Source organism: Streptococcus pseudopneumoniae (assembly GCF_001070815.1).
GTDB classification, from domain to species: Bacteria; Bacillota; Bacilli; order Lactobacillales; family Streptococcaceae; genus Streptococcus; species Streptococcus pseudopneumoniae_P.
In genome coordinates this window covers 1-20,490 of sequence record NZ_JVLX01000038.1, presented here as the reverse complement: position 1 = coordinate 20,490, position 20,490 = coordinate 1, and the positions used below count along the sequence as shown (strand labels likewise).

General features: G+C 35.4%; 20 protein-coding genes. 8 read left to right on the top strand and 12 right to left on the bottom strand.

All coding sequences use genetic code 11. From position 1 onward, the window contains the following. Window positions 1-318 carry a cell division protein FtsL gene (ftsL, locus tag ADG81_RS04560; protein ID WP_000227824.1) on the bottom strand — a complete coding sequence of 106 codons (318 nt, stop codon included), beginning with the start codon at window positions 316-318 and terminating at the stop codon, window positions 1-3. A gap of 9 nt (window positions 319-327) precedes the next feature. After that, window positions 328-1,278, bottom strand: coding sequence for a 16S rRNA (cytosine(1402)-N(4))-methyltransferase RsmH (gene rsmH / locus ADG81_RS04555; protein WP_049551041.1), 951 nt, complete (start codon window positions 1,276-1,278; stop codon window positions 328-330). Between the two features lie 166 nt (window positions 1,279-1,444). On the opposite strand from rsmH, the gene ADG81_RS04550 reads away from it, so the two are divergent. The 5 genes from ADG81_RS04550 to ADG81_RS04530 are packed head-to-tail and all read left to right on the top strand — an operon-like array spanning window position 1,445 to window position 3,621. After that, the gene (locus ADG81_RS04550; RefSeq protein WP_001082472.1) at window positions 1,445-1,639 is read left to right on the top strand and encodes a helix-turn-helix transcriptional regulator; all 195 of its coding nucleotides are present in this window, start codon (window positions 1,445-1,447) and stop codon (window positions 1,637-1,639) included. A 15-nt stretch (window positions 1,640-1,654) separates the two neighbouring features. Further along, entirely contained in the window at window positions 1,655-2,197 is a 543-nt protein-coding gene (locus ADG81_RS04545; RefSeq protein WP_049551040.1) for a DUF3278 domain-containing protein, read from the top strand. Window positions 2,198-2,207: 10 nt separating this feature from the next. After that, window positions 2,208-2,543, top strand: coding sequence for a hypothetical protein (locus ADG81_RS04540; RefSeq protein WP_004256384.1), 336 nt, complete (start codon window positions 2,208-2,210; stop codon window positions 2,541-2,543). 26 nt (window positions 2,544-2,569) lie between these two features. Beyond that, entirely contained in the window at window positions 2,570-3,148 is a 579-nt protein-coding gene (locus ADG81_RS04535; RefSeq protein ID WP_000711238.1) for a DUF3278 domain-containing protein, read from the top strand. Next, a complete protein-coding gene (locus ADG81_RS04530) occupies window positions 3,145-3,621 on the top strand; it encodes a glutathione peroxidase (protein ID WP_000203038.1) in 477 nt (158 codons plus the stop codon). Before ADG81_RS04535 ends, ADG81_RS04530 begins: the two co-directional genes overlap by 4 nt. 142 nt (window positions 3,622-3,763) lie before the next feature. On the opposite strand, the gene ADG81_RS04525 is transcribed toward ADG81_RS04530, so the two are convergent. The 10 genes from ADG81_RS04525 to ADG81_RS04480 form a co-directional block, all read right to left on the bottom strand. Next, on the bottom strand, window positions 3,764-4,057 hold the full coding sequence (locus ADG81_RS04525) for a DUF5960 family protein (protein ID WP_020903430.1): 294 nt from the start codon (window positions 4,055-4,057) through the stop codon (window positions 3,764-3,766). Then, entirely contained in the window at window positions 4,050-4,412 is a 363-nt protein-coding gene (locus ADG81_RS04520; RefSeq protein WP_049551039.1) for a hypothetical protein, read from the bottom strand. The genes ADG81_RS04525 and ADG81_RS04520 overlap by 8 nt, the downstream gene beginning before the upstream one ends. Then, complete coding sequence (locus ADG81_RS04515) at window positions 4,409-5,824, bottom strand: Y-family DNA polymerase (protein ID WP_049551038.1); 1,416 nt, start codon at window positions 5,822-5,824, stop codon at window positions 4,409-4,411. The genes ADG81_RS04520 and ADG81_RS04515 overlap by 4 nt, the downstream gene beginning before the upstream one ends. A gap of 3 nt (window positions 5,825-5,827) precedes the next feature. Beyond that, window positions 5,828-6,514: an XRE family transcriptional regulator gene (locus ADG81_RS04510; protein ID WP_004256371.1), complete on the bottom strand. Its 687-nt coding sequence runs from the start codon at window positions 6,512-6,514 to the stop codon at window positions 5,828-5,830. Window positions 6,515-6,933: 419 nt separating this feature from the next. Continuing rightward, window positions 6,934-8,406 carry a peptide MFS transporter gene (locus tag ADG81_RS04505; protein ID WP_049551037.1) on the bottom strand — a complete coding sequence of 491 codons (1,473 nt, stop codon included), beginning with the start codon at window positions 8,404-8,406 and terminating at the stop codon, window positions 6,934-6,936. A gap of 381 nt (window positions 8,407-8,787) precedes the next feature. Beyond that, window positions 8,788-11,001 (bottom strand): glycoside hydrolase family 31 protein, encoded by a 2,214-nt coding sequence (locus ADG81_RS04500; RefSeq protein ID WP_049551036.1) that lies wholly within the window; start codon window positions 10,999-11,001, stop codon window positions 8,788-8,790. Continuing rightward, a complete protein-coding gene (locus ADG81_RS04495; RefSeq protein WP_001170586.1) occupies window positions 10,998-11,642 on the bottom strand; it encodes a YesL family protein in 645 nt (214 codons plus the stop codon). The genes ADG81_RS04500 and ADG81_RS04495 overlap by 4 nt, the downstream gene beginning before the upstream one ends. Before the next feature lie 205 nt (window positions 11,643-11,847). Then, window positions 11,848-13,413, bottom strand: coding sequence for an extracellular solute-binding protein (locus tag ADG81_RS04490; protein ID WP_000681132.1), 1,566 nt, complete (start codon window positions 13,411-13,413; stop codon window positions 11,848-11,850). A 9-nt stretch (window positions 13,414-13,422) separates the two neighbouring features. Next, entirely contained in the window at window positions 13,423-14,319 is an 897-nt protein-coding gene (locus ADG81_RS04485; protein WP_000870790.1) for a carbohydrate ABC transporter permease, read from the bottom strand. Between the two features lie 17 nt (window positions 14,320-14,336). After that, window positions 14,337-15,254 (bottom strand): ABC transporter permease, encoded by a 918-nt coding sequence (locus ADG81_RS04480; protein WP_045605021.1) that lies wholly within the window; start codon window positions 15,252-15,254, stop codon window positions 14,337-14,339. Between the two features lie 202 nt (window positions 15,255-15,456). Here ADG81_RS04480 and ADG81_RS04475 point away from each other — a divergent pair, with 202 nt between their 5' ends. The 3 genes from ADG81_RS04475 to ADG81_RS04465 all read left to right on the top strand — a co-directional run bounded on the left by ADG81_RS04475 (window position 15,457) and on the right by ADG81_RS04465 (window position 20,251). Continuing rightward, window positions 15,457-17,127, top strand: a complete 1,671-nt coding sequence (locus ADG81_RS04475) for a sensor histidine kinase (protein ID WP_049551035.1) — start codon at window positions 15,457-15,459, stop codon at window positions 17,125-17,127. Then, on the top strand, window positions 17,108-18,646 hold the full coding sequence (locus tag ADG81_RS04470; protein ID WP_049551034.1) for a response regulator transcription factor: 1,539 nt from the start codon (window positions 17,108-17,110) through the stop codon (window positions 18,644-18,646). The genes ADG81_RS04475 and ADG81_RS04470 overlap by 20 nt, the downstream gene beginning before the upstream one ends. Before the next feature lie 396 nt (window positions 18,647-19,042). Then, window positions 19,043-20,251, top strand: coding sequence for an ATP-binding protein (locus ADG81_RS04465; protein ID WP_049551033.1), 1,209 nt, complete (start codon window positions 19,043-19,045; stop codon window positions 20,249-20,251). Window positions 20,252-20,490 lie beyond the last annotated feature (239 nt).

Sequence of the window (20,490 nt, the reverse complement as noted above, 5' to 3'; positions counted from 1 at the left end):
TTACTCCGCTGTTCGGATGTTTTCATTATTCAATTTCAAATCTTTTTTATCTGCAATTTCTTTCAAGCGCTCTGAACGAATCAATTCATTCACTTCCTGCTTGGCATCGTCCAGCTCTGTCTTCTTCTCCTCTATCTGCGCATTGATTTTTGTCAAATCACTTTGCACTTGCAAGAGTCGTGTCTGCATAAAGATAATGCTCACTGCTAAAACGAGTGCCGTAAAAGCGATGGAAAGATAAAAAGCCTTCTCCACACGTGAGAATTTTTTTATACGATTCTGCAAGAATTGACTGGTTGTTTCTTTCTTATCTACCATTTTTTCCTCTTACTTGTGAATTTTTCTGGCCACGCGCAACTTGGCTGAATGCGAACGGTTGTTGGCTTCTAACTCCTCTGCACTTGGCAAGATTGGCTTACGGGATACCAATTCCATCTTGGGCTTGAGATCATCTGGGATGAAAGGCAAGCCTTTTGGAACTTCAACCGTTGAAGCTTCCTTGAACAATTGCTTGGTCAAGCGGTCTTCCAAGGAATGAAAGGTAATCACTGAAATTCTACCATCTAGAGCCAACATCTCCATAGCCTGCTGGATGGATTCATCTGCCGCTCCCAGTTCATCATTGACTTCAATTCGAATAGCCTGGAAAATCTGCTTGGCAGGATGGCCCTTCTTCTTGAGCTCCTTGGCAGGTTTGGCCGACTTGATAATTTCTGCTAACTCAGTCGTTGTCTCGATTGGCTTGACTTCACGTGCTTGTTCGATCTTACGCGCAATCTGTTTAGAGAATTTATCCTCACCATACTTGAAGAAAATACGAACCAAGTCATGATAGTCATAGTGGTTCACCACTTCATAGGCTGTCAGACTAGCTTCCTGATTCATCCGCATGTCCAGTGGCGCATCCTTTTTATAAGAAAAACCACGTTCACGCTGGTCCAATTGAGGACTAGACACTCCCAAATCATAACAAATTCCATCAATTTCCTGAACACCAGCTTCGCGCAAACGTGCCTGTAAATGACGGAAGTTATCCTTTATAAAGGTCACCATCCCTTTTTCGATATAGGGTGCCAAACGTTTTTGCGCATTGTCAATGGCATTCTGGTCCTGGTCAAAGGCATAGAGATGGCCTTTTTCACTTAATTTACTTAATAAATATTCGCTATGGCCCGCTCCACCCAAAGTCGCATCAACGTAGATACCGTCAGGCTTTACGTCGAGCATATCAATCGTTTCGTGGAGTAAGACCGTTACATGATGAAATTCTTTTGTCATATCTTATCTATTTTACCACAAATCTGACTAGCTTGCACTAGTCAGACAAATAGGCCAAAAACAAGTAAGATTTCTTTAAGAAATATGTCAAATATGCTTGACATCTACTCCATAGAAGAATATAATATAGTCAAATATATACGACACAAATCAGAAAGGAGTCCAGATGAATCGTGTGAAAGAATTTCGCAAGGAACTGGGCATTTCCCAGCTCGAACTCGCCAAGGATATCGGTGTCTCGAGACAAACCATCAATATGATTGAAAACGACAAGTACAATCCAACCCTGGAACTCTGTCTCAATCTCGCCCGCAGCCTCCAAACTGATCTCAACAGTCTCTTTTGGGAGGAAGATTTTTAAAAAAGGAGCCAACTCATGAAAAAAGAAACCTTCACTGAAAAACTCATCAAACGCACATACGGCATTTCTGGTCCCCTTGACGAATACAAACGACGCGAGGCAGACCGTATAGGTAACCAAGTCTTTATCTTCCTCTTTTATCTGATGATTTTCGGAAATCTTATTCCACTCCTTCTGGCCTATAAATATCCTCAAGAAGTGGCTCTAATCTATCCTCCTCTGATTTTAGTGATTGCCCTCATCGCTGCTGGCTATGTCACCTACCAAATGAAAAAAACAGGGATTACAACTATTGAACCAGATATGCTGAGTGAGAAAGAAAGTAAGCAACTTCGCTACCCAGGTCTGAAAGCAGGTTTGTTCTTTGGTCTATGGATATTTTTTATAACTCCTCTTCTCGATATACTCATAGGTGAAGGTCAGGACTATTTTCAGTCTCTTCTCACTATAAGAAATGGTGTATCAAGCATTCTCGGTTCTATCTTCTTCGGGGCAAGCATACAGTTCCTCATCTCCCGTCGCATTGCAAAAACTAAAAAAGAGCAAGATGAGGATTAGGAGGTGCCCTATGAAATCACTAGTAACTTTACTTACCTATCATCTTTTGTTTGCTTCTCTACTCACCTTCATCATCGTTTCAGGGAACTTGCCAATCTACGATATAGTCCTCCTTCCAGTCTTTGTTCCAGCACTCAACAAAGGATTGACTTATCTAAAGATAGATTCCCAAAAAACGCGCATACTCAACCTAGCACTATGCTTTATGATTCTATCCTTTCTATCCTTACCACAGCTGACGCTCATTTCAAGCAATTGGAAATATTATATACTGCTAACTATCGCCATCCTTTCTTCTATTACTTATCTTTATTATCTCTATCAATTCGTAAAAGAAACAAAATAACATCGTTCATTTAGGAGAAATCACCCATGAAAAAAGAAGACTTAACAACTCGCTTACTTCGAAATTTCTTTCATATCCAAGGGCCTTTTGATGAATGCCGTCAAGAGGTTATCTACAAGGCTTGCGCCCGTTCCATGATCCAAATCTTTTACTCTTCCTTCATTCTCTTCCTATTCTATATTTTGTTCGGAAGCTTTATAGAAATTGTTCGAAATGTTATGCCCTACATCTATTTTGGACTCATTTTGTTCATGAGTATAAAAGCTCAAAAAGCCGTCCAAGAGCTTCATCTTGAAAAGGATGACAAATCAGAAATCATTCTCAAAACCTACAGCAAAGCTCAAATCAAATTCCGAAGCTGGATTGTGTTTATCGGTATTCAGATTGGCTTCTTTACCTTACTCATCTTTCATAAAGTCTTCGTTCAACAGATGTCCCTTTCAGATTTTGGAAAGTTGCTCATGCAATTCGATAAAAGTATTCCTTTCCTGATGTATAGCCTGATTATCGGAAGCATTTTTGGAACCCTGACCTACGGATTTCTATCACTACAGGAGGAGAAAACTCCTAAAAATACCAAACAGAAGGAGAAAAGCAAGCAATGACTTCACTATACGATTTTTCAGTCTTGAACCAAGACCATCAAGAAACTCCACTAGAGACCTATCGTGGTAAGGTTCTCTTGGTTGTCAACACTGCTACTGGATGTGGTTTAACGCCCCAGTACCAAGGACTTCAAGAACTCTATGATCGCTATCAAGAACAAGGTTTTGAGATTTTAGACTTTCCTTGCAATCAGTTTATGGGACAAGCACCAGGCGGCGCAGAGGAAATCAACGCCTTCTGTAGCCTACATTATCAAACCACCTTCCCACGTTTTGCCAAGATCAAGGTCAACGGTAAGGAAGCAGACCCTCTCTATGTTTGGTTGAAAGAACAAAAATCTGGCCCACTGGGAAAACGAGTCGAATGGAATTTCGCTAAGTTTCTCATTGGTCGTGATGGGCAGGTCTTTGAACGCTTCTCTTCAAAAACAGACCCAAAACAAATTGAAGAGGCGATACAAAAACTACTATAATTTCACAATCTCACTATTATTAGTTCTCCTTTAGCCTAAGAATAGTGGGATTTTTTGATGGGCTTTGACTTGAATAGAAAAACACCCCATGATATGAGCCATGAAGTGTTGTAAAAATGATACATTTACAGCAGACTCCCCTCTACTGACTACTATTTTTAACCCCAGCATATACATAGGTCCTATTTCTAGGACACGCTTTTTCCGTTACCACCCTAAAATAAAAGCTATGCTCCCGCCCATCCTTGGCATTTTCCTTGTTTAAGACAAAGTAGTTTTTCTGATTCATCGCCATGGTTCGTAGGATGTCATCAATCAAAAAAGTCAAGGGTACGTTCATGGCAGAATATTTTTGAAAATCCTCTTCAAAACGAATATAGTCATCTGAAAAATAATCCATCTGCAGTTTGTTTTCATACAGCTCTTTTCTAGTCATAAACTCCCTCCTCCCACAGTCGAATTTCTAGGATATCTACAACCTCTATCAACCTATATCCCTCGTTTGTCCTAATAGATAGAGTCTGATGTGATAACTCTCTCACCACACCGATGATAGTCGCCTTCTGCTTCTTTTCCTTGACCACAAAACTCCCCTTAAGTTGGCCAACATAAAGCTGAGAAAGCAAGTGCAACTTCTCATCTGGAGTCAAATCCGTCGAAAAATCAACACGGCTTTTTTCTTCACTGAGCGAACTGGTGTGTTCTGAAAGGTAAAATCCCATCCACTTCTGCATACCTGGATCTTGATAATATCGCGCGGATTGAAAAGGTAAATAAGAACGATCAATCATTGTAATCCATCTAATCCTCCAGCAGAATGTCCCCCAATCAGCTTGCTTCTGGCAAGACTCCTAGAGGCTTCTTCCAGTGCATTGGCTCTTAAAAGAGAAGTGAAACCAAATTGTTCCCGAATGGAGTCAATGGCCGTCTGGAGCCTTTCTTCTTTTTCTAGCTTGTCAACATCATCAAAGAGAGATATCAAACCAAAGGGCTCGTCTACAAAGCCTGAATAGTTTACACCGACACTTCTGACTGCTCCAGAAGTGTATTTGTTATGAAATAACTTCAAAACATAATTCGTTAAGACAGCTGTATTATTGGTCGGTTCGACCTTCATTTGTGTGTGAATAGACGACCTGACCTCCTGTTTAGAGAAACCGACATAGATAGAGACAAGGGTTGTTTTCTTGCCAGACCTTCTCAATCTAATAGCCACCTGCTCCGCCATTTCTCGAAGAATAATTTCAATATCCCGTAGCTTCACGTAGTCTCTCGGCAAGATTTGAGAATTCCCCAAGCCCTTGGATTTGGCTTTATAAGGCTTATGAACATTGCTCTCATCAATTCCGTTAGCATGAAACCACAAACGAAGACCAGCCTGACCCAGAGCTTTTTTTAGCTGGTCAGGATTGCTGGTTGCCAATTCCTTGATGGAAAAAATCCCCAGAGCATGCAAGCGTTTCTCCATCCGCCTGCCAATTCCCCAAAAGTCGGTCATCTTGGGAATGAACCAGACCTTCTCTTCCACATCCTGGTAAGACCAGTTGGCCCTCATGGTCGGAGTGTGCTTGGCTTCATTATCCAGAGCCAACTTGGCCAGTAAGGGATTGGCATTTGACATACCTACTGTAGAGTAGATCCCTGTCTGCCTCCAAATATCCCTCTGAATACGAGCAGAAAGCATATCCAGCTTGTCTTTGCGAGAGAGACTCTTATCTGGGATAAAATAGTTGAGCGAACTAGTCAGGTCAATAAAGCCCTCATCGATAGAGTAAGGATAAATATCATCTGGACTGCCATAGTTTTGAAAGATTCGCTGGATTTCCATATTGACTGCAATGTACTCGTCCATTCGAGGAGGGACAATCAAGGTCACTTGAGCCCAATCTTCGATGTAGCGAACATAGTCCGAGTCAGTCGGTAGCCCTTGCTTTCGAGCATTGTAATAGGAAAATTTTCGCGTTTTGATATCAAAAGGCAAATCATAGGCCCGACCAACATTTGACTGGCCAAAAATCTTCTTAAACATGGGAGAGGAGGCTAGGATAAGACCAGTTGAATTATCCGCGCGACTCATGACACAAAGCGAGGTTTTCAGCGGATGCAATCCTCTTTTCACGCACTCAACACTGGCATAAAAGGACTTCATATCGATAAAGGCAATGTCACTTTTGGGCTCTCTGGAATAATCAAAGTAGCCCATTGGCTATCCCTCCATCGGCACAAAGTTTCCAACGATAATCCCCACAATCCGAGGATCTTCCTCATAGGATATGAAAATATCCTTGTATTTAGGATTGATAGAGACCAGACGCAATCCATTCTCCTCTCGATAGACCCGCTTGATATAGGTCTGGTTGTTGCAAACCACTGCATAAACCGCCCCGTCATAGTCAAATCCTGTCTCTCGAATCAGAGCCACGGAGCCATTTTGGTATTTAGGTTCCATGGAGTCCCCAGACACCCATGACGCAAAATCATGAGCCAACTCCTCATTAAAGTAAACCGTATCAAAATTCCGATCATCGTAGACCGAAGCTCCAATCCCTGCTGACATGCGTTCATAAACACGGTACTCGTAGAGACGCTCTGGCATAGCTGTCACTTTCTGAGCTTGCTCCTCTTGAGATAGGTTGCGAACATAGAGAACAACCTTCTCCTTCCCTTGCTTGGAGAGGCTATGGTAGAGACGGACAATCTCGATCTGAGTAAAATATCCTTTTGGTACTTTTAAAATATTCTCTAGCTGGAACACCTTCTCCTTGGACGGTTCCTTGATTCCACGTTCCCAAGCTGAGTAAGCCTGAAAGCTAATCCCAAGTTGCTCTGCAATTTCCTTCTGTGTTAGTTTTAACTCTTTCCTCCGAGCCTTTAATTTTTCTGGCTTATACATACTTCACCTCCTATTATGATACTTTAATGGACATTATCTCCCTTAGAAAGACTAATCGATGCTTGAATCCATAATTTCAAAACTCAACCATTATGGTTTAGTTTTATTATATAAAAAAAGTAGACAAATGTCCACTAGGAAAATCAGAAACATCGTGAGTTTTATACTCAATGAAAATCAAAGAGCAAACTAGGAAACTAGCCGCAGGTTGCTCAAAACACCGTTTTGAGGTTGTAGATGGAACTGACGTAGTCAGTATCCTACACATACGGCAAGGCGACGTTGACGCGGTTTGAATTTGATTTTCGAAGAGTATTAATCAAACTAAAAGGACCTAGCCCTGTACAATACAGAACTAAATCCTTTGAATAAATAATTGATCTAACTTTTAAAATTCCTACAGAAATTCCAGTTTTTCTCTATTTGATACCAGACATTAGTTTTTCAATACGTGGAACGTAGAAGAGTAAGATAATACCGAATACAATCGTAATTCCTCCAACAATTCCATAGTAAGCTACTTCAGTTTCGCTTGTATAAAATTTTACAATTTGAGCATTGATAGCTTGGGCAGCAGCGTTACTCAAGAACCAGATAGACATCATTTGTGCTTGGAAGGATTTTGGTGCTAGCTTAGTAGTGACTGATAGACCAATAGGCGAAATCAGCATTTCCCCCACAATCACAATAGCCCAACTCATAATCAACCAGAAAGGACTGACCTTAACATCTGTCCCAAAGAGCATCCCTGGTAACATCATCCACAAGAAGGATAAACCTGCAGCAAATAAACCGTAAGCAAATTTCTTAGCAGAGGATGGTTGCTTTTTACCCATTTTCCCCCACAACCACGCAAAAATCGGCACATAAATCATAATGAAAAGGGGATTGATACTTTGGAAAAAGCTAGATGGAAAATGAATCTGATTCCCAAATACATTAATGTAAAGTCGAGTTTGATCATCCGCAAATAGAGCGAGAACAACAGAACCCTGTTCCTCAATAGACCAGAAGAGTACTCCAGCGATAAATAGAGGAATGTAGGCAAATACTCGGAATCTCTCAGTGGCAGTTATTTTCTGACTAGATAAAATCTTAAAGAAATAGTAGATTGGAATAATTACAGCAATCACTGTAAAGATATTAACAATCATATCCACATTAAACTGGTGAGTAAAGACTAAACCTATAACCACGAGAATAACTACGACAAGTGTAATCAGCAAGCGTTTAATCAAGGTCTGCTGGTCCTTCTGTGAAAGTGGATCAGTGGGGTAAAGACTTGATTCAGGCAGGTATTTCTTCCCATCTAAAACATACTTCACCAGACCAAAGAACATCCCAATGGCAGCTAATGAGAAACCTAGATGGAAATTAACTTCCTGACCTAGATAACCCACTAAATAAGGGGCAACGAAGGCACCTAAGTTAATACCAAAGACAAAGATACTAAAACCTGCATCCCGTCTATCATCCTCTTTCTCATAAATTCCCCCCACCATATCTGAGATATTGGGTTTTAAAAATCCAGTACCAAAGATAATCAAGGCAATAGAAAGATAGAGAGCCACTTGTCCAAAAGGTGTTGCCAAAGCAATATGCCCTAGCATAATCAGAATCCCACCGTAAAAGACAGTCTTACGACTTCCTAAAATACGGTCACTGACAAAACCACCGATAACCGAGGACAAAAATACCAGCGAGCCATAAATCGCCATAACCGATGCAGCTGTGGTCTTATCCATTCCCAATCCACCATCTTGCACACTATAGTACATATAGTAAAGTAGGATAGCTCGCATCCCATAGTAAGAAAAGCGTTCCCACATTTCTGTAAAGAAGAGGGTGGACAAGCCCATAGGATGTCCAAAAAATGTTTTCTGTTTTTCCATATATATTCTCCTTTAACGATATAATAATTCATTTTACAGAATTTTCAAATAAATGTCAAACAAATCCTGTTTGTTTTAGAAAATTTTCTGAAAAAATCACACGTCTCAGACTTAATTCCACCATAAAAATTCATTTCAAACTAACTTCCACTTCGGTCAGGCAAGTGGAAGTTACTTTGAGAAATCACCTTTAAAAATTTGCTCTTGTTTAGTTTAAAAAATATTTCAAAACTTGAAACTTACTTATCTTATCCTCTCCTCTTCAGTAAACAAAAAACATCCCTATGCCAAACTTGTAATTACTAAAATACAAGCCAATAAGCATAGAGATGTAAAACTGTTACACATTAAATAATAGAAATTGTGTACGAAATGTCTCAATTAGTTTTCATTAGTAAATATCACTTCCAACAAACGCCCTCTCAATTCCTTATCCTGATGATGCAAGATATTCATTAAGTCATGAGAATTTTTGGCATTGATGAATTGATTTAATAATCTATCTTTTAATTCATATGGAAGAGAAGCTGTCTTTAGTAGTCTAAAAACTTCATCATTTAAAGATATTGTTTTATTATCTTTACATTCAAATCTAGCTGTATCATTCTTATTTGGCAATTCAATTATAGACACATTCGTTCCTTTAAAATGAATTCTATGCCTTCTATTGCTTGGAACGATACTAGAATCTCCTTGTAATGCTAACTCTAGCATTCCCATTTCCCAATCGATTGATAATCTTGTTTTATATCTTTGACCATTTTGATCTTCAATCATTTCAAAAGAATGTTGTTTGCCTGGGAATACATACCAATCTACAACTTCAGGTAAATCAACACCCATATCTATCTCAGAACCAACCAGGGGAATGATTGCACCACTTTTTGCAAACACAGGTATAGTCGAAATGTCTCTATAAACACTCAACTTCACACCACCTGTATATTTTTTCTCTGAAAAGAAGTCATACCATTCACCTTCAGGGAACCATACATCTACTTTTGCAGATTGGAATGCCAAATCCATCTTTTCTACAATGGGAGCCACCATCAGTTCTGTTCCAAAAAAGTATTGATTTGGAACATTATAGCTCTCATCACTCTCTGGGTAGAAATAATACATTGGGCTGATTAATGGGGTACCTTCCTCGTGTGTCTTTACATTCATGGTATATAGATATGGAATCATCTGATGTCTCAAACGAAGGTATTTCTTCATAATCTTAGATGTTGTTTCTGAAAAAAACCAAGGTTCTTTACTATTAAAGGGACTTATAGAACTATGTAATCGAGTTATCGGACTAAAAACGCCAAACTGTAGCCATCTAGTTTGTAGCTCCTCGTCATAATCCCCCAGCATGTGCCCACCGATATCATGGCTCCACCAACTATAACCGATATTTGATGCTGTCGCTGTAAAATAAGGTTGAAATCTTAAGGAATTCCAACTAATAATAGTGTCCCCTGAAAAACCAACAGGGTATCGGTGACTACCCGGCCCTGCATATCTTGATAAAATCAAACCACCTTCTGCATTTTTACAACTATCCTGATAATGATAATGGTTTAAAAGCCACAGTGGATCCAACATGCCTTGTGTCCCTTGTTGCCAGTCAATCCACCAAAAATCTACTCCTTGCTTTTCTAACTTATAATGAACATCTTTAAAGTAGGATTCTCTAAAAGATGGATTAAAAAAATCAAAAATAGCAGGTTCCTCTAATTCTACATTTAATCCCAATCGTTTTGCGACCCGAGGATAAGCTTCTTCATAGGCTCGTATACCATCAGCAGGATGGACATTTAAGGAGAGTTTTAACTTTCTATCATGAAGTTGTTGCAATAACTGTTCTGGATTAGGTATTAAGTTTTTATTCCAACTATATCCTGTCCACCCACTTCCAAAACGGGCTGGAATGTCAGTTATATGCCAATCCATATCTAACACACCGATAGATAATGGAATTTTCTCTGTTTTAAATCTGTCTATTAAATTCAAGTATTCATCTGACGTATATGGCCAATACCTACTCCACCAATTTCCTAAAGCATATCGTGGCAACAAGGGTGTTGAACCAGTCAAATGGTAAAAGTCTCTGATTGCTCCTCTATAATCATGCCCATAGGCAAAGAAATAGAGGTCAATTTGATTTTCTCTCTCAATATAACCAGACTGTTCATCCCAAATAAAACCTTGAGAATCATCCAATAAGGCTATACCATTTCGGCTAATAATTCCATCTTCTAACGAGATTGCTCCATCTGCCTTATCCAGAGTCCGAGCTGTTCCTTTTAACGTTTCAATAGATTCACCAAAATACCAGCGACTACCATATACGGCAAAATTTCCTTTTAATTCTATAAATAAATTTTCGGCGTTAAATTCTCCTTTATTAAAGTGCAAATGAAAATAGTCCGTCATAATATCTAGTACCTTTGGTGTCTCTATATGATTTAACGAAACTTGACCAAAATCTCTATTGTAGATAAGTTGTGTCGTTCTATCCTCAAAATTTCCAGTTTGAGAGTATTCTAACCTTACTAACTTGTCTGTTAATACAGAGATTCGATAAAACTCTCCCTTAAAAATTTTCAATTTGTTTCCCTCCTTTTAGTAAATTTCTTTACCTTATCAAACATTTTATTTGTTATCGTTACATTCATCAATCCGCAAAAAGCAAATCCCCCAAATGTAAATACGTAAATAGCTGTTAAAACTCGTTCTGGACTACTAAAACTCATATACAGTACAGAAATATTAAATAAAACCAACATGATAGCTTGTATTGGATTTAAAATACAAATTAATACGCTATTTACAATACTATTTTTTAGATTATCTTTAAATAGACCAATATAGGGAAAAATAACACTCATCAAAAGTATTATAACAAATAAAAAGGGCAACACTAACAATAAACTATACTCTGAAAATAAACTTGAATAGCCCCAAAGACAATAGTTCACATATAAAAGTAATTCTATTAGGAGGATAAACAACCAAATAAAAGTTGACTGTTTAAAATTTCGTCTAAAGATCCGAAAATAATGATAAGCAATATCGGTATCTTTACCTTTTAAAATACGATACCACATTGTCGTAAGAGAAGTTAGTGATGCCCCAATTGTAACTATTGGAATACAACTAACAATAAATAGAGTATTTAAAATAATTAAATCTGTCAAAAAAGTTAAAATTCTAACCACTTTTCCATCTAATGAAAATAATTTTTGCATAATAGATATCTCCATAAAATCGATTGCCTTAACTCTATATTTTATAATGTCAGTTGTACAAAAATATTACCTAAATTATTTAAAAAACATTTCCAAATTTCTTTAAAAATTAGAATAAAGGAAGCGAGATAATCTGATGTTATCAGTCTCGCTTCCTGTAATTAGCTAGTCCCTTGTTTATACAACCAAGAGTTCATATAAAGTATTACTCTTTTACTTCTTTTTGGTAACGATTATATGCTTCCTGTTGAATCTTCATAAATTCGTCCAATCCCATATTCTTAAGAGTTTCTTTGTATGAGTCCCATTCTTTTTCTATGCCGCCTTCAACTACCCATTTAGATGCTTGTTGTTTGACATAAGATTCAATACTCACATAGATTGATGATAATTTGTTAAGTTCTTCTTGTGAATAAATCACATTAGGGTAAGCTGGTAACGCAAATTGTTTCAAATCTTGGTCCATCTTCAATTTCAATCCATCACCTTGTGTTTGATCGATTTCTACGCGACTATTGATATCATCGCTTACGTATTTAGGACCAAAATCTCGAAGTGAATTAATCCATGCCCATTCATCAGCTGATTTACCATCTTTAGGAGGTAACACTTTAAACTTATCACCATTCTTTTCAGTAGCTATTCCAAATGATCCATAGAAATTCTGAATACTTGCTTCATCTGTATATAATTTATCCAACCATTTCAATAATTTAGCAGGGTTTTTGCTCTTATTTGTAATCAAAATTTCATTTCGACCATAGTTGTAATGATCTGGATCAGAAAAGACATATTGTTTACCATCCATACCTTTTAAAGCAGGTAGAGCAATATACTCACTTGAATGTAAGCCAAACGTTGCATCTGCTGTCCAACCACTAGAAACACCTACTCTAGATACTCCCTTATCCATACGTTTTGCTACACTCATAGAGGTATCTTCTGTAAAGATTTCCGGATCAATCAAACCTTTTTTATAAGATTCGTGCATTGCTGCAATCCCTTGTTTATAACTTTCTTCTGTACGAAGGTAGACTGGTTTTCCATCTTTTACAGACATTTCATATGTATTATCTGCCCCTAAACGATTATTGAACGGAAGAATATATGAGAATGTTGGATCAAAGTTTCCTGCTCCGAATGGAATTTCATCAGAAGCGTCTCCATTTCCGTTCGCATCTTTATCCTTAAATTCTTGTAGTACTTTTACTAAATCATCATAAGTTTCTGGAACCTTTAATCCTAAATTATCCAGCCACTTTTTATTAATAAATAGCTGATTAGCTACAGTAGGACGCATCGGTAATTTTTTAGGTAGACTGTAGATATGACCATCTGGTGAAGTAATCATAGCTTTAATCTTAGGTTCTTTCTCCATAGCCTTAGTTAAATTTGGCATGTTTTCTTTGATTAAATCTTCCAATGGAATAAATAAAGATTGGTTCTGAGCAATTTCTGAATCTGTAAAAGCATTTGAACCTAAAAATGCATCTGGTAAATCTCCACTAGCAACCAACACAGATTTCTTATCTGCCCAATCTGCAGCTACAAGTGTATCCCATTTAACATCGATACCTGATTCTTTGGCAGAATCAGTTAGAAAACCTTTATGATAATCTTCCCCCCAGTCAGACCAACGAACAGTTGTGATTTTATAAGAATCTTCTCCAGACTTATCATCCTTATTCGCATTATTAGAATTTGCACAGGCTGTTAAGCCAGCAAGTGTAACTGTTCCTAAGAACAAATATGTAAATGATTTATGTTTCATGTTTTTCTCCTATTCTTTCAACGCGCCAATCATTACGCCTTGATTAAAATATTTTTGAACAAAGGGATATAGCAACATTATCGGAGCGGTTGAAATAACAATTGCTGCATATTTCATCATATCGGCTTTGATACGAAGATCTGATGCAACTTCTCCTGTTGCTTGCGATTGTAACATTTGATTACTAATTAGTAAACGTCGTAAAATTAATTGCAATGGTTGTAAATTTTCATTCGTTAAATAAATTAAAGCATTAAACCACGAATTCCAAATACCAACTGCGGTCCAAAGTCCAATAACTGCTATAATAGCTTTTGATAAAGGAACGACTATCTTAATAAAATAACGAATTGTACCACATCCATCAATTTGCGCAGCCTCCCACATCCCGTCTGGAATACTATTATTAAAGAAAGTTCTAGCAACAATAATATTGTATGATGAAACCGCAAAAGGTATTACCATTACCCAAAATGTATCAATTAGGCCAACATTCTTTACTGTTAAGTAGGTAGGAATCAAGCCACCTGATACGAACATAGGGATTATGTATAGAATACTCATCCATTTTCTACCAACTAATTCTTTTCTAGATAAAGCATAACCAGCTGGAATATTGACTACTAAAGCAACTAAGGTACCAACAACAGTATATAAAATGGTATTTAGATAGCTACGTAAGAATAAAGGTTGTTGAATAAGACGTAAATATCCATCTAATTTCCATTCTCTAGGAATAAACCATACCTTTCCATTTGCAACATCTGAAGGATTACTAAAAGATGCAATCACTACAAACCATAACGGATAAACAATTAACAGGATAAGGAAAATTGCTAAACCATAGGTAACTATATCAAATAATAATTCAGAGTTCGTTTTTCTTGATTTATGAAACCATTTCACCTTGAGCACTCCTTCCTTTAAAAAAGACCCGTTCTGGTATATCTTTTTGAGAACCAGTTAACAAATAACAAAATTATTAGATTAACTACCGTGTTAAATAACCCTATAGCTGTCGAATAACTATACTGAAAGTTCACCATACCAACTTTATAAACATAGGTCGAAATTATCTCACTTCCTGCTAAATTAAGAGGATTCTGTAGTAGTAACACTTTCTCAAAACCTACACTTAATAAACTACCTGCTCTTAATATTAATAGAATCATAGCAGTCGGCAAAAGCAATGGTAATTCTATATGCCGAATTTTTTGTAACCTAGAGGCACCATCCATAGTTGCAGCCTCATAATATGTAGGATCAATTGCAGAAAGCGCTGCTAGATAAATAATACTATCCCAACCAATATGTTGCCATACATCGCTCCAAACATAAACACCTGCAAAATGACTAGGTTTTGATAAAAGATCTGGAATAGTAATTCCAACAGACTTAAATACATTCGCTAACAAACCACTAGTAGGAGATAAAAATAAGATAATCATCCCACACATAACCATTGTAGAGATAAAATGGGGTAAGTAAGTTGTCACTTGAAATATTTTTCTAAATTTCCCAACTCTTAACTGATTACTGATTATAGCTAGTATAATAGGTAAGGGGAATCCTACTACAATACTATAAAGTGAAATTTTTAATGTATTGAACATAGTTGTCCCGAATTGGAATGATGAGAAAAATTGAGTAAAGTACTTAAATCCTACCCACTGACTAGCAAAGATACCATTGGCTGGTGAATAGTCTTTAAATGCAATAATTAGTCCCAACATGGGAATATAGGAAAATAAAATTAATAGCAATATTGAAGGAAAAAGTAATATATATAACGGAATACTATGCTTTAATTTTATTTTATGAAGTTGAGATGCTACTTTCATGTTTTTCCTCCCATCTGATTTTCTACGATTATTTTACACCATAAAGAATTCCCTTAATATAACTTTTTGGACTAGGTTTATCAATTTTTCAGTTTTTTAATTTTAAGAACTATTACTTTTCCGACATCTTGATAAAACATATCTGTTTTGTTACATGATATCATATTTTCAAAGTGCTATAATTTTAATAGGAGACTAGTATATGAAATTAAATCACGACTTATCAAAAAAACATTCTATTCATTTTTTCTTTAAACTCCTACTTGTACTACTATTGATAAATATTTTAATCAATATTGCTATGAGTGACATAACCAGAAATTTTATTAAAAACCAAAATATAGTACACCTACGTAGTTCAATTGAAATTTATGCTGACTCTGTTAATGAGAAATTGCATTCTGTAGAACGCTTTATGTACTCAACAATAACGCATAATGAATCTTTAGAGAAATTAAATCATGTACAAACGTTTCTTGACTATCAAGAAGATCTCAAAAAAGTTCAAACTAGCTTTGCAGAGTTTGAATATCAAAATGAAACTCATATGACATTCTTATTAGAAACCGATAGTACTGATTATTTTATAAACGTCTCCAATCTTTATATTCCATATGAAGATTATTTACTGTTAAAATCAAATCTAAAATCATTGCGTAGTGATATAAGTGACCGTAAATGGAAAAATGTAACTACTAAAAACAGTGAATACTTAGTTAAATCTGTTCATTACGAAGGAAAAATCATTTATGCCGTCATATCTTCAGAAGATATCCTAAAACCTCTCAAAAAACTCAATATTGGAAATAATGGTAAACTTTCCCTAAAAGAGCCTAACAATATACCGTCCTCTAATTACCTAATTCATGCACAAAATGAAAAAACACATTTACCTTTCGATATTTATGTTTTAGTCGATTATGCCGAAGTCTTTAGAAATATCACACTCTTAGAAGTATTTTTATCAGCTGTTCCTATCATTATCACCATTTTATCAATCATCATTATCCTGTATATTCGTCAGTGGATGATTAAACCTATAACAAGACTTACTGAACGGCTCTCTCAATTTGGGGACTCCATCCCCCCTTCTGAATTTTTTATATCTGAAGGTATACTAGAAATTGATAAGGCAAATGATAAACTTAATAAAGTAATTTTTGACATGCAAGAATTAAAAATACGAGAATATCATTCACAACTAGAACTTAAGAAGATTGAACTTAATTATCTTAAAAATCAAATCCGACCGCATTTCTACTTAAATATGTTATCAATGATTCATAGTATGCTTCAAACAAAAAACTACAAGGAAATTGAAGAATTAACTATCCTAACTTCAAATTATCTCCGTCATTTATTTATGGCTAATCAAGATTTTTCAGAACTTAAAGATGAAGTTCAGCATATTAAAGATTATTTAGAAATACAACGAATTCGATATGGAAATAGTATCTACTTTTCACTAGACTACAATTCTGATTTACAAAATACTCTTGTTCCATCATTACTGTTACAAACGTTTATTGAAAACACAATAAAACACGGTTTTTCATTTCAAGATTTATTTACAATTTTACTATCAATAAAAAAAGTAAAAACTGAGGACTCAGATTATATTCAGATTTGTATCGAAGATAATGGTCCAGGTTTCTCTGAAGAAATTTTATCAAAATTAAATCAGAAACAGTCTCTAATAACAGAAGATGGACATCATATTGGGATCACGAACACCATCGAACGTTTGAATCTTCTCTATCCCAACGACTATACTATTACATTTGAAAATAATGAAGAAGGTGGGGCTAAAATTCTTTTACTTATTCCATACAAGATTATAGACGGAGGTTATAATGAACATCTTATTGGTTGATGACGATCGTTTTATCATTGAAGCTTTACGAGAGAAAATAAATTGGGCTAAACTACACATTGACATTGTTTATGTTGCCTATAGCCTCACTCAAGCTCAAAATATTATTAGAGAGCATCCTATTGATCTCATGATAAGTGATATAGAAATGCCTCAAGGTAGCGGTCTCGAACTCTTATCGTGGATTAGAAATGAAAAATATGATATAAAAACAATTTTTTTAACCAATTACGCCGACTTCAACTATGCTCAAAAAGCAATTGAATTGCAAAGCTTCGAATACTATCTAAAACCCATTAACTTTGAAAAATTAGAATTTATTATTCAAAAAGCCATTAGTAAAATTGAGAAGCATAACTTAAATGGAAAAAATGATTCGCTTTTACAAATAGAAGATAATTTCTGGTATGATTACCTTAGAAAACCTCAAATTTCTCGCATTGATGAACTAGAAAACATAGCGAGCAAACAAGATTTTATTCTTAAAAAACACCAGTATTTTTTCCTTGCAGTTTTAACAATTAATCTTAATGAAGAAGATTATTCTGTAGAAACTCCATCATGGACTTCTCAACTAAAAAGAGAACTTCAAAGAATTTCACAACCTTCTTATAATCTGATAAGTCTATTCAAAATGGAAAGCCAGGTTGATCAATATGTTTGTCTTTTTAGAGTAGACTCATCAAAACGTAGTGACAAATTAGCATGTGAGATTCATTCTCAAATTTCTAATAACTTTAGTAAATGCTCCAACATTATATATAAGAGTTGCCATAAAATATCCGATGTTTTATTTCATACTAAAGAACTCTACACTTATAATGAACAGTATATCGCTTATTGGAATACTATTATATGTGTTCCACATAGTTTTCCAACTTCTTTTAAAACAGAAACTCTTTCAATTACTTTTTTAGATACCTTAAGTGAATACGAATTAAGAGAAAAAATTAATTCACTTGCTTATAATTCTCAAATTCCTACTTTCACACTACAACAAATTTTACTAGATTGGACTCAACAAATAGGAATATATCTAGATCAAAAAGGAATTTCGGCACATAAATTGTTCCAAAACAGCACTCATGATTTCTTATTCCAACGACGCTTTCATTCAATTGAATCTTTTCAGGATTACTTTGATTATTACTGGTCACATGCTAAGAAATTTGCAACAAACATTGAAAACCAGAAAAATAGTATTCAACGCATTGTCGAATACATAGATCATCACTACTATGAGGATATAAATCGTTCTATATTAGCAGATATGGTTTACCTCAGTGCAGATCATTTAGCTAGAATTTTTAAAAAAGAAACTGGAGAAACTCTTGTTAAATATATAACGGATAAGCGCATTAATGCTGCTAAATCTCTCCTATCTCAAACCAATATCTCGATATCACAAGTATCTTGTCAAGTAGGGTATGATAATTATTCTTACTTTACTAAAATTTTTAAACAAAGGACTGGACTTTCTCCTGGAGATTACCGTAAAACATATCAAAATAAAGTGTAAGCAATTTAAATCATTGAAATGATAAGTAAAATTCAAGGTCTGTAGTAATTTTTGAAATTCTACAGTTTTTCCAAAGATAGCCCCATAAACTTATTTGAAATTGCTGATAAGGTAACTTCTTAAAAAGTCAGTTTCAGAAAAACAGCCCGTAAATATTTCTAGGATGAAACGTATACTATCAAGCTTTTACACTCCTGATAGTATGCGCTTTTTATTTGAATACTTGCTACAAAACCTCACAAGATTTACTATCATGCCATACCAAAATGGACTATTTTTTAATTGCATAAAAACACTATTTCTAAATACTTAGAAATAATCAAACGAATTAAATATTATTTCTAAATATTTGAAAATAATGTCTATTTGTATTATACTATCTTTGAGGTATCTATTATGAACTATATTAAAAGACCACATTATTTAGATTTTTTAAGAAGACATCGTGACCGACAAATCATCAAAGTTGTGAGTGGAGTTAGACGAGCTGGTAAATCTGTTCTCTTTCAACTCTATAAAGAGGAGTTACTAGCAACTGGGGTAGACGAAAATCAGATTATATCCATCAATTTTGAAGATCTGAGTTATTATGAATTGCGAAATTTTCAAACATTATTCGCTTATATAAAAGAGCGGTTAGTTGAGGAGAAAACATACTATATCTTTTTAGATGAAATTCAACATGTTGAAAAATTTGAACTAGTTGCAGATAGCCTATTCATCTTGCCAAATGTTGACCTCTATTTGACTGGATCCAACGCCTACTTTATGAGCAGCCAATTAGCTACAAATTTGACTGGGCGTTATGTTGAGATAGAGGTTCTTCCATTGTCATTTGAAGAATACCTATCAGGTCAATCTCTCTCAGAGAATCTGAATACAACAGAAATTTTTAACAATTATCTCTTTAGTGCTTTCCCTTACTTATTGCAAACATCATCTTACGCTGAAAAAATTGACTATCTCAGAGGAATATATAACTCCATACTGTTAAATGATATTGTCACTAGATTGGGAAATCCAAATCCTACTATTATTGAGCGCATTGTCCGAACCCTTCTCAGTAGTACAGGTAGCTTAATATCAACAAATAAGATTCGCAATACCCTTGTCAGCCAAAATGTTTCAATATCCCATAATACTTTGGAAAATTATTTAACGACTTTGACAGATAGTTTGCTTTTTTATTCCGTTCCACGTTTTGATGTAAAAGGTAGAGCATTATTGCAACGCTTAGAAAAATATTATCCCGTTGATTTAGGTTTACGACACCTCTTATTGCCAGACCACAAAGAAGATATTGGCCATATCTTGGAAAATATTGTCTATTTGGAATTGAGACGTAGATATTCACAAGTATATGTTGGTAATTTAGATAAATATGAGGTTGATTTTGTTGTTGTAACTGATCTTGGTCACTACACTTATTATCAAGTCAGTGAAACAACACTTGCTCCAGAAACACTAGAAAGAGAACTTAGACCACTAGAAGCCATTAAAGATCAATTCCCAAAATATCTATTAACAATGGATACGATTCAGCCAACAGCCAATTACAATGGTATTGAGAAGAAAAACATTATAGATTGGTTACTAGAAAAGTAGATAGGCACTGAACACATAAATTGAAACATAATAAAACACTCCTGTTGAAATCTAGTGAAACTATGAACAGGAGTGTTTTATTATGACCTAAAAAGATTAACTAATATTAGACTAAAAATCAATGGTGGAAACTCTTGATTTTTAGACAAAAAAAGACATCCAAGAGAAAATTCTGGAATGTCTGTAAACGTTGATATAATCGTATTGATTAACGTTTTGAGAATTGTGATGCTTTACGA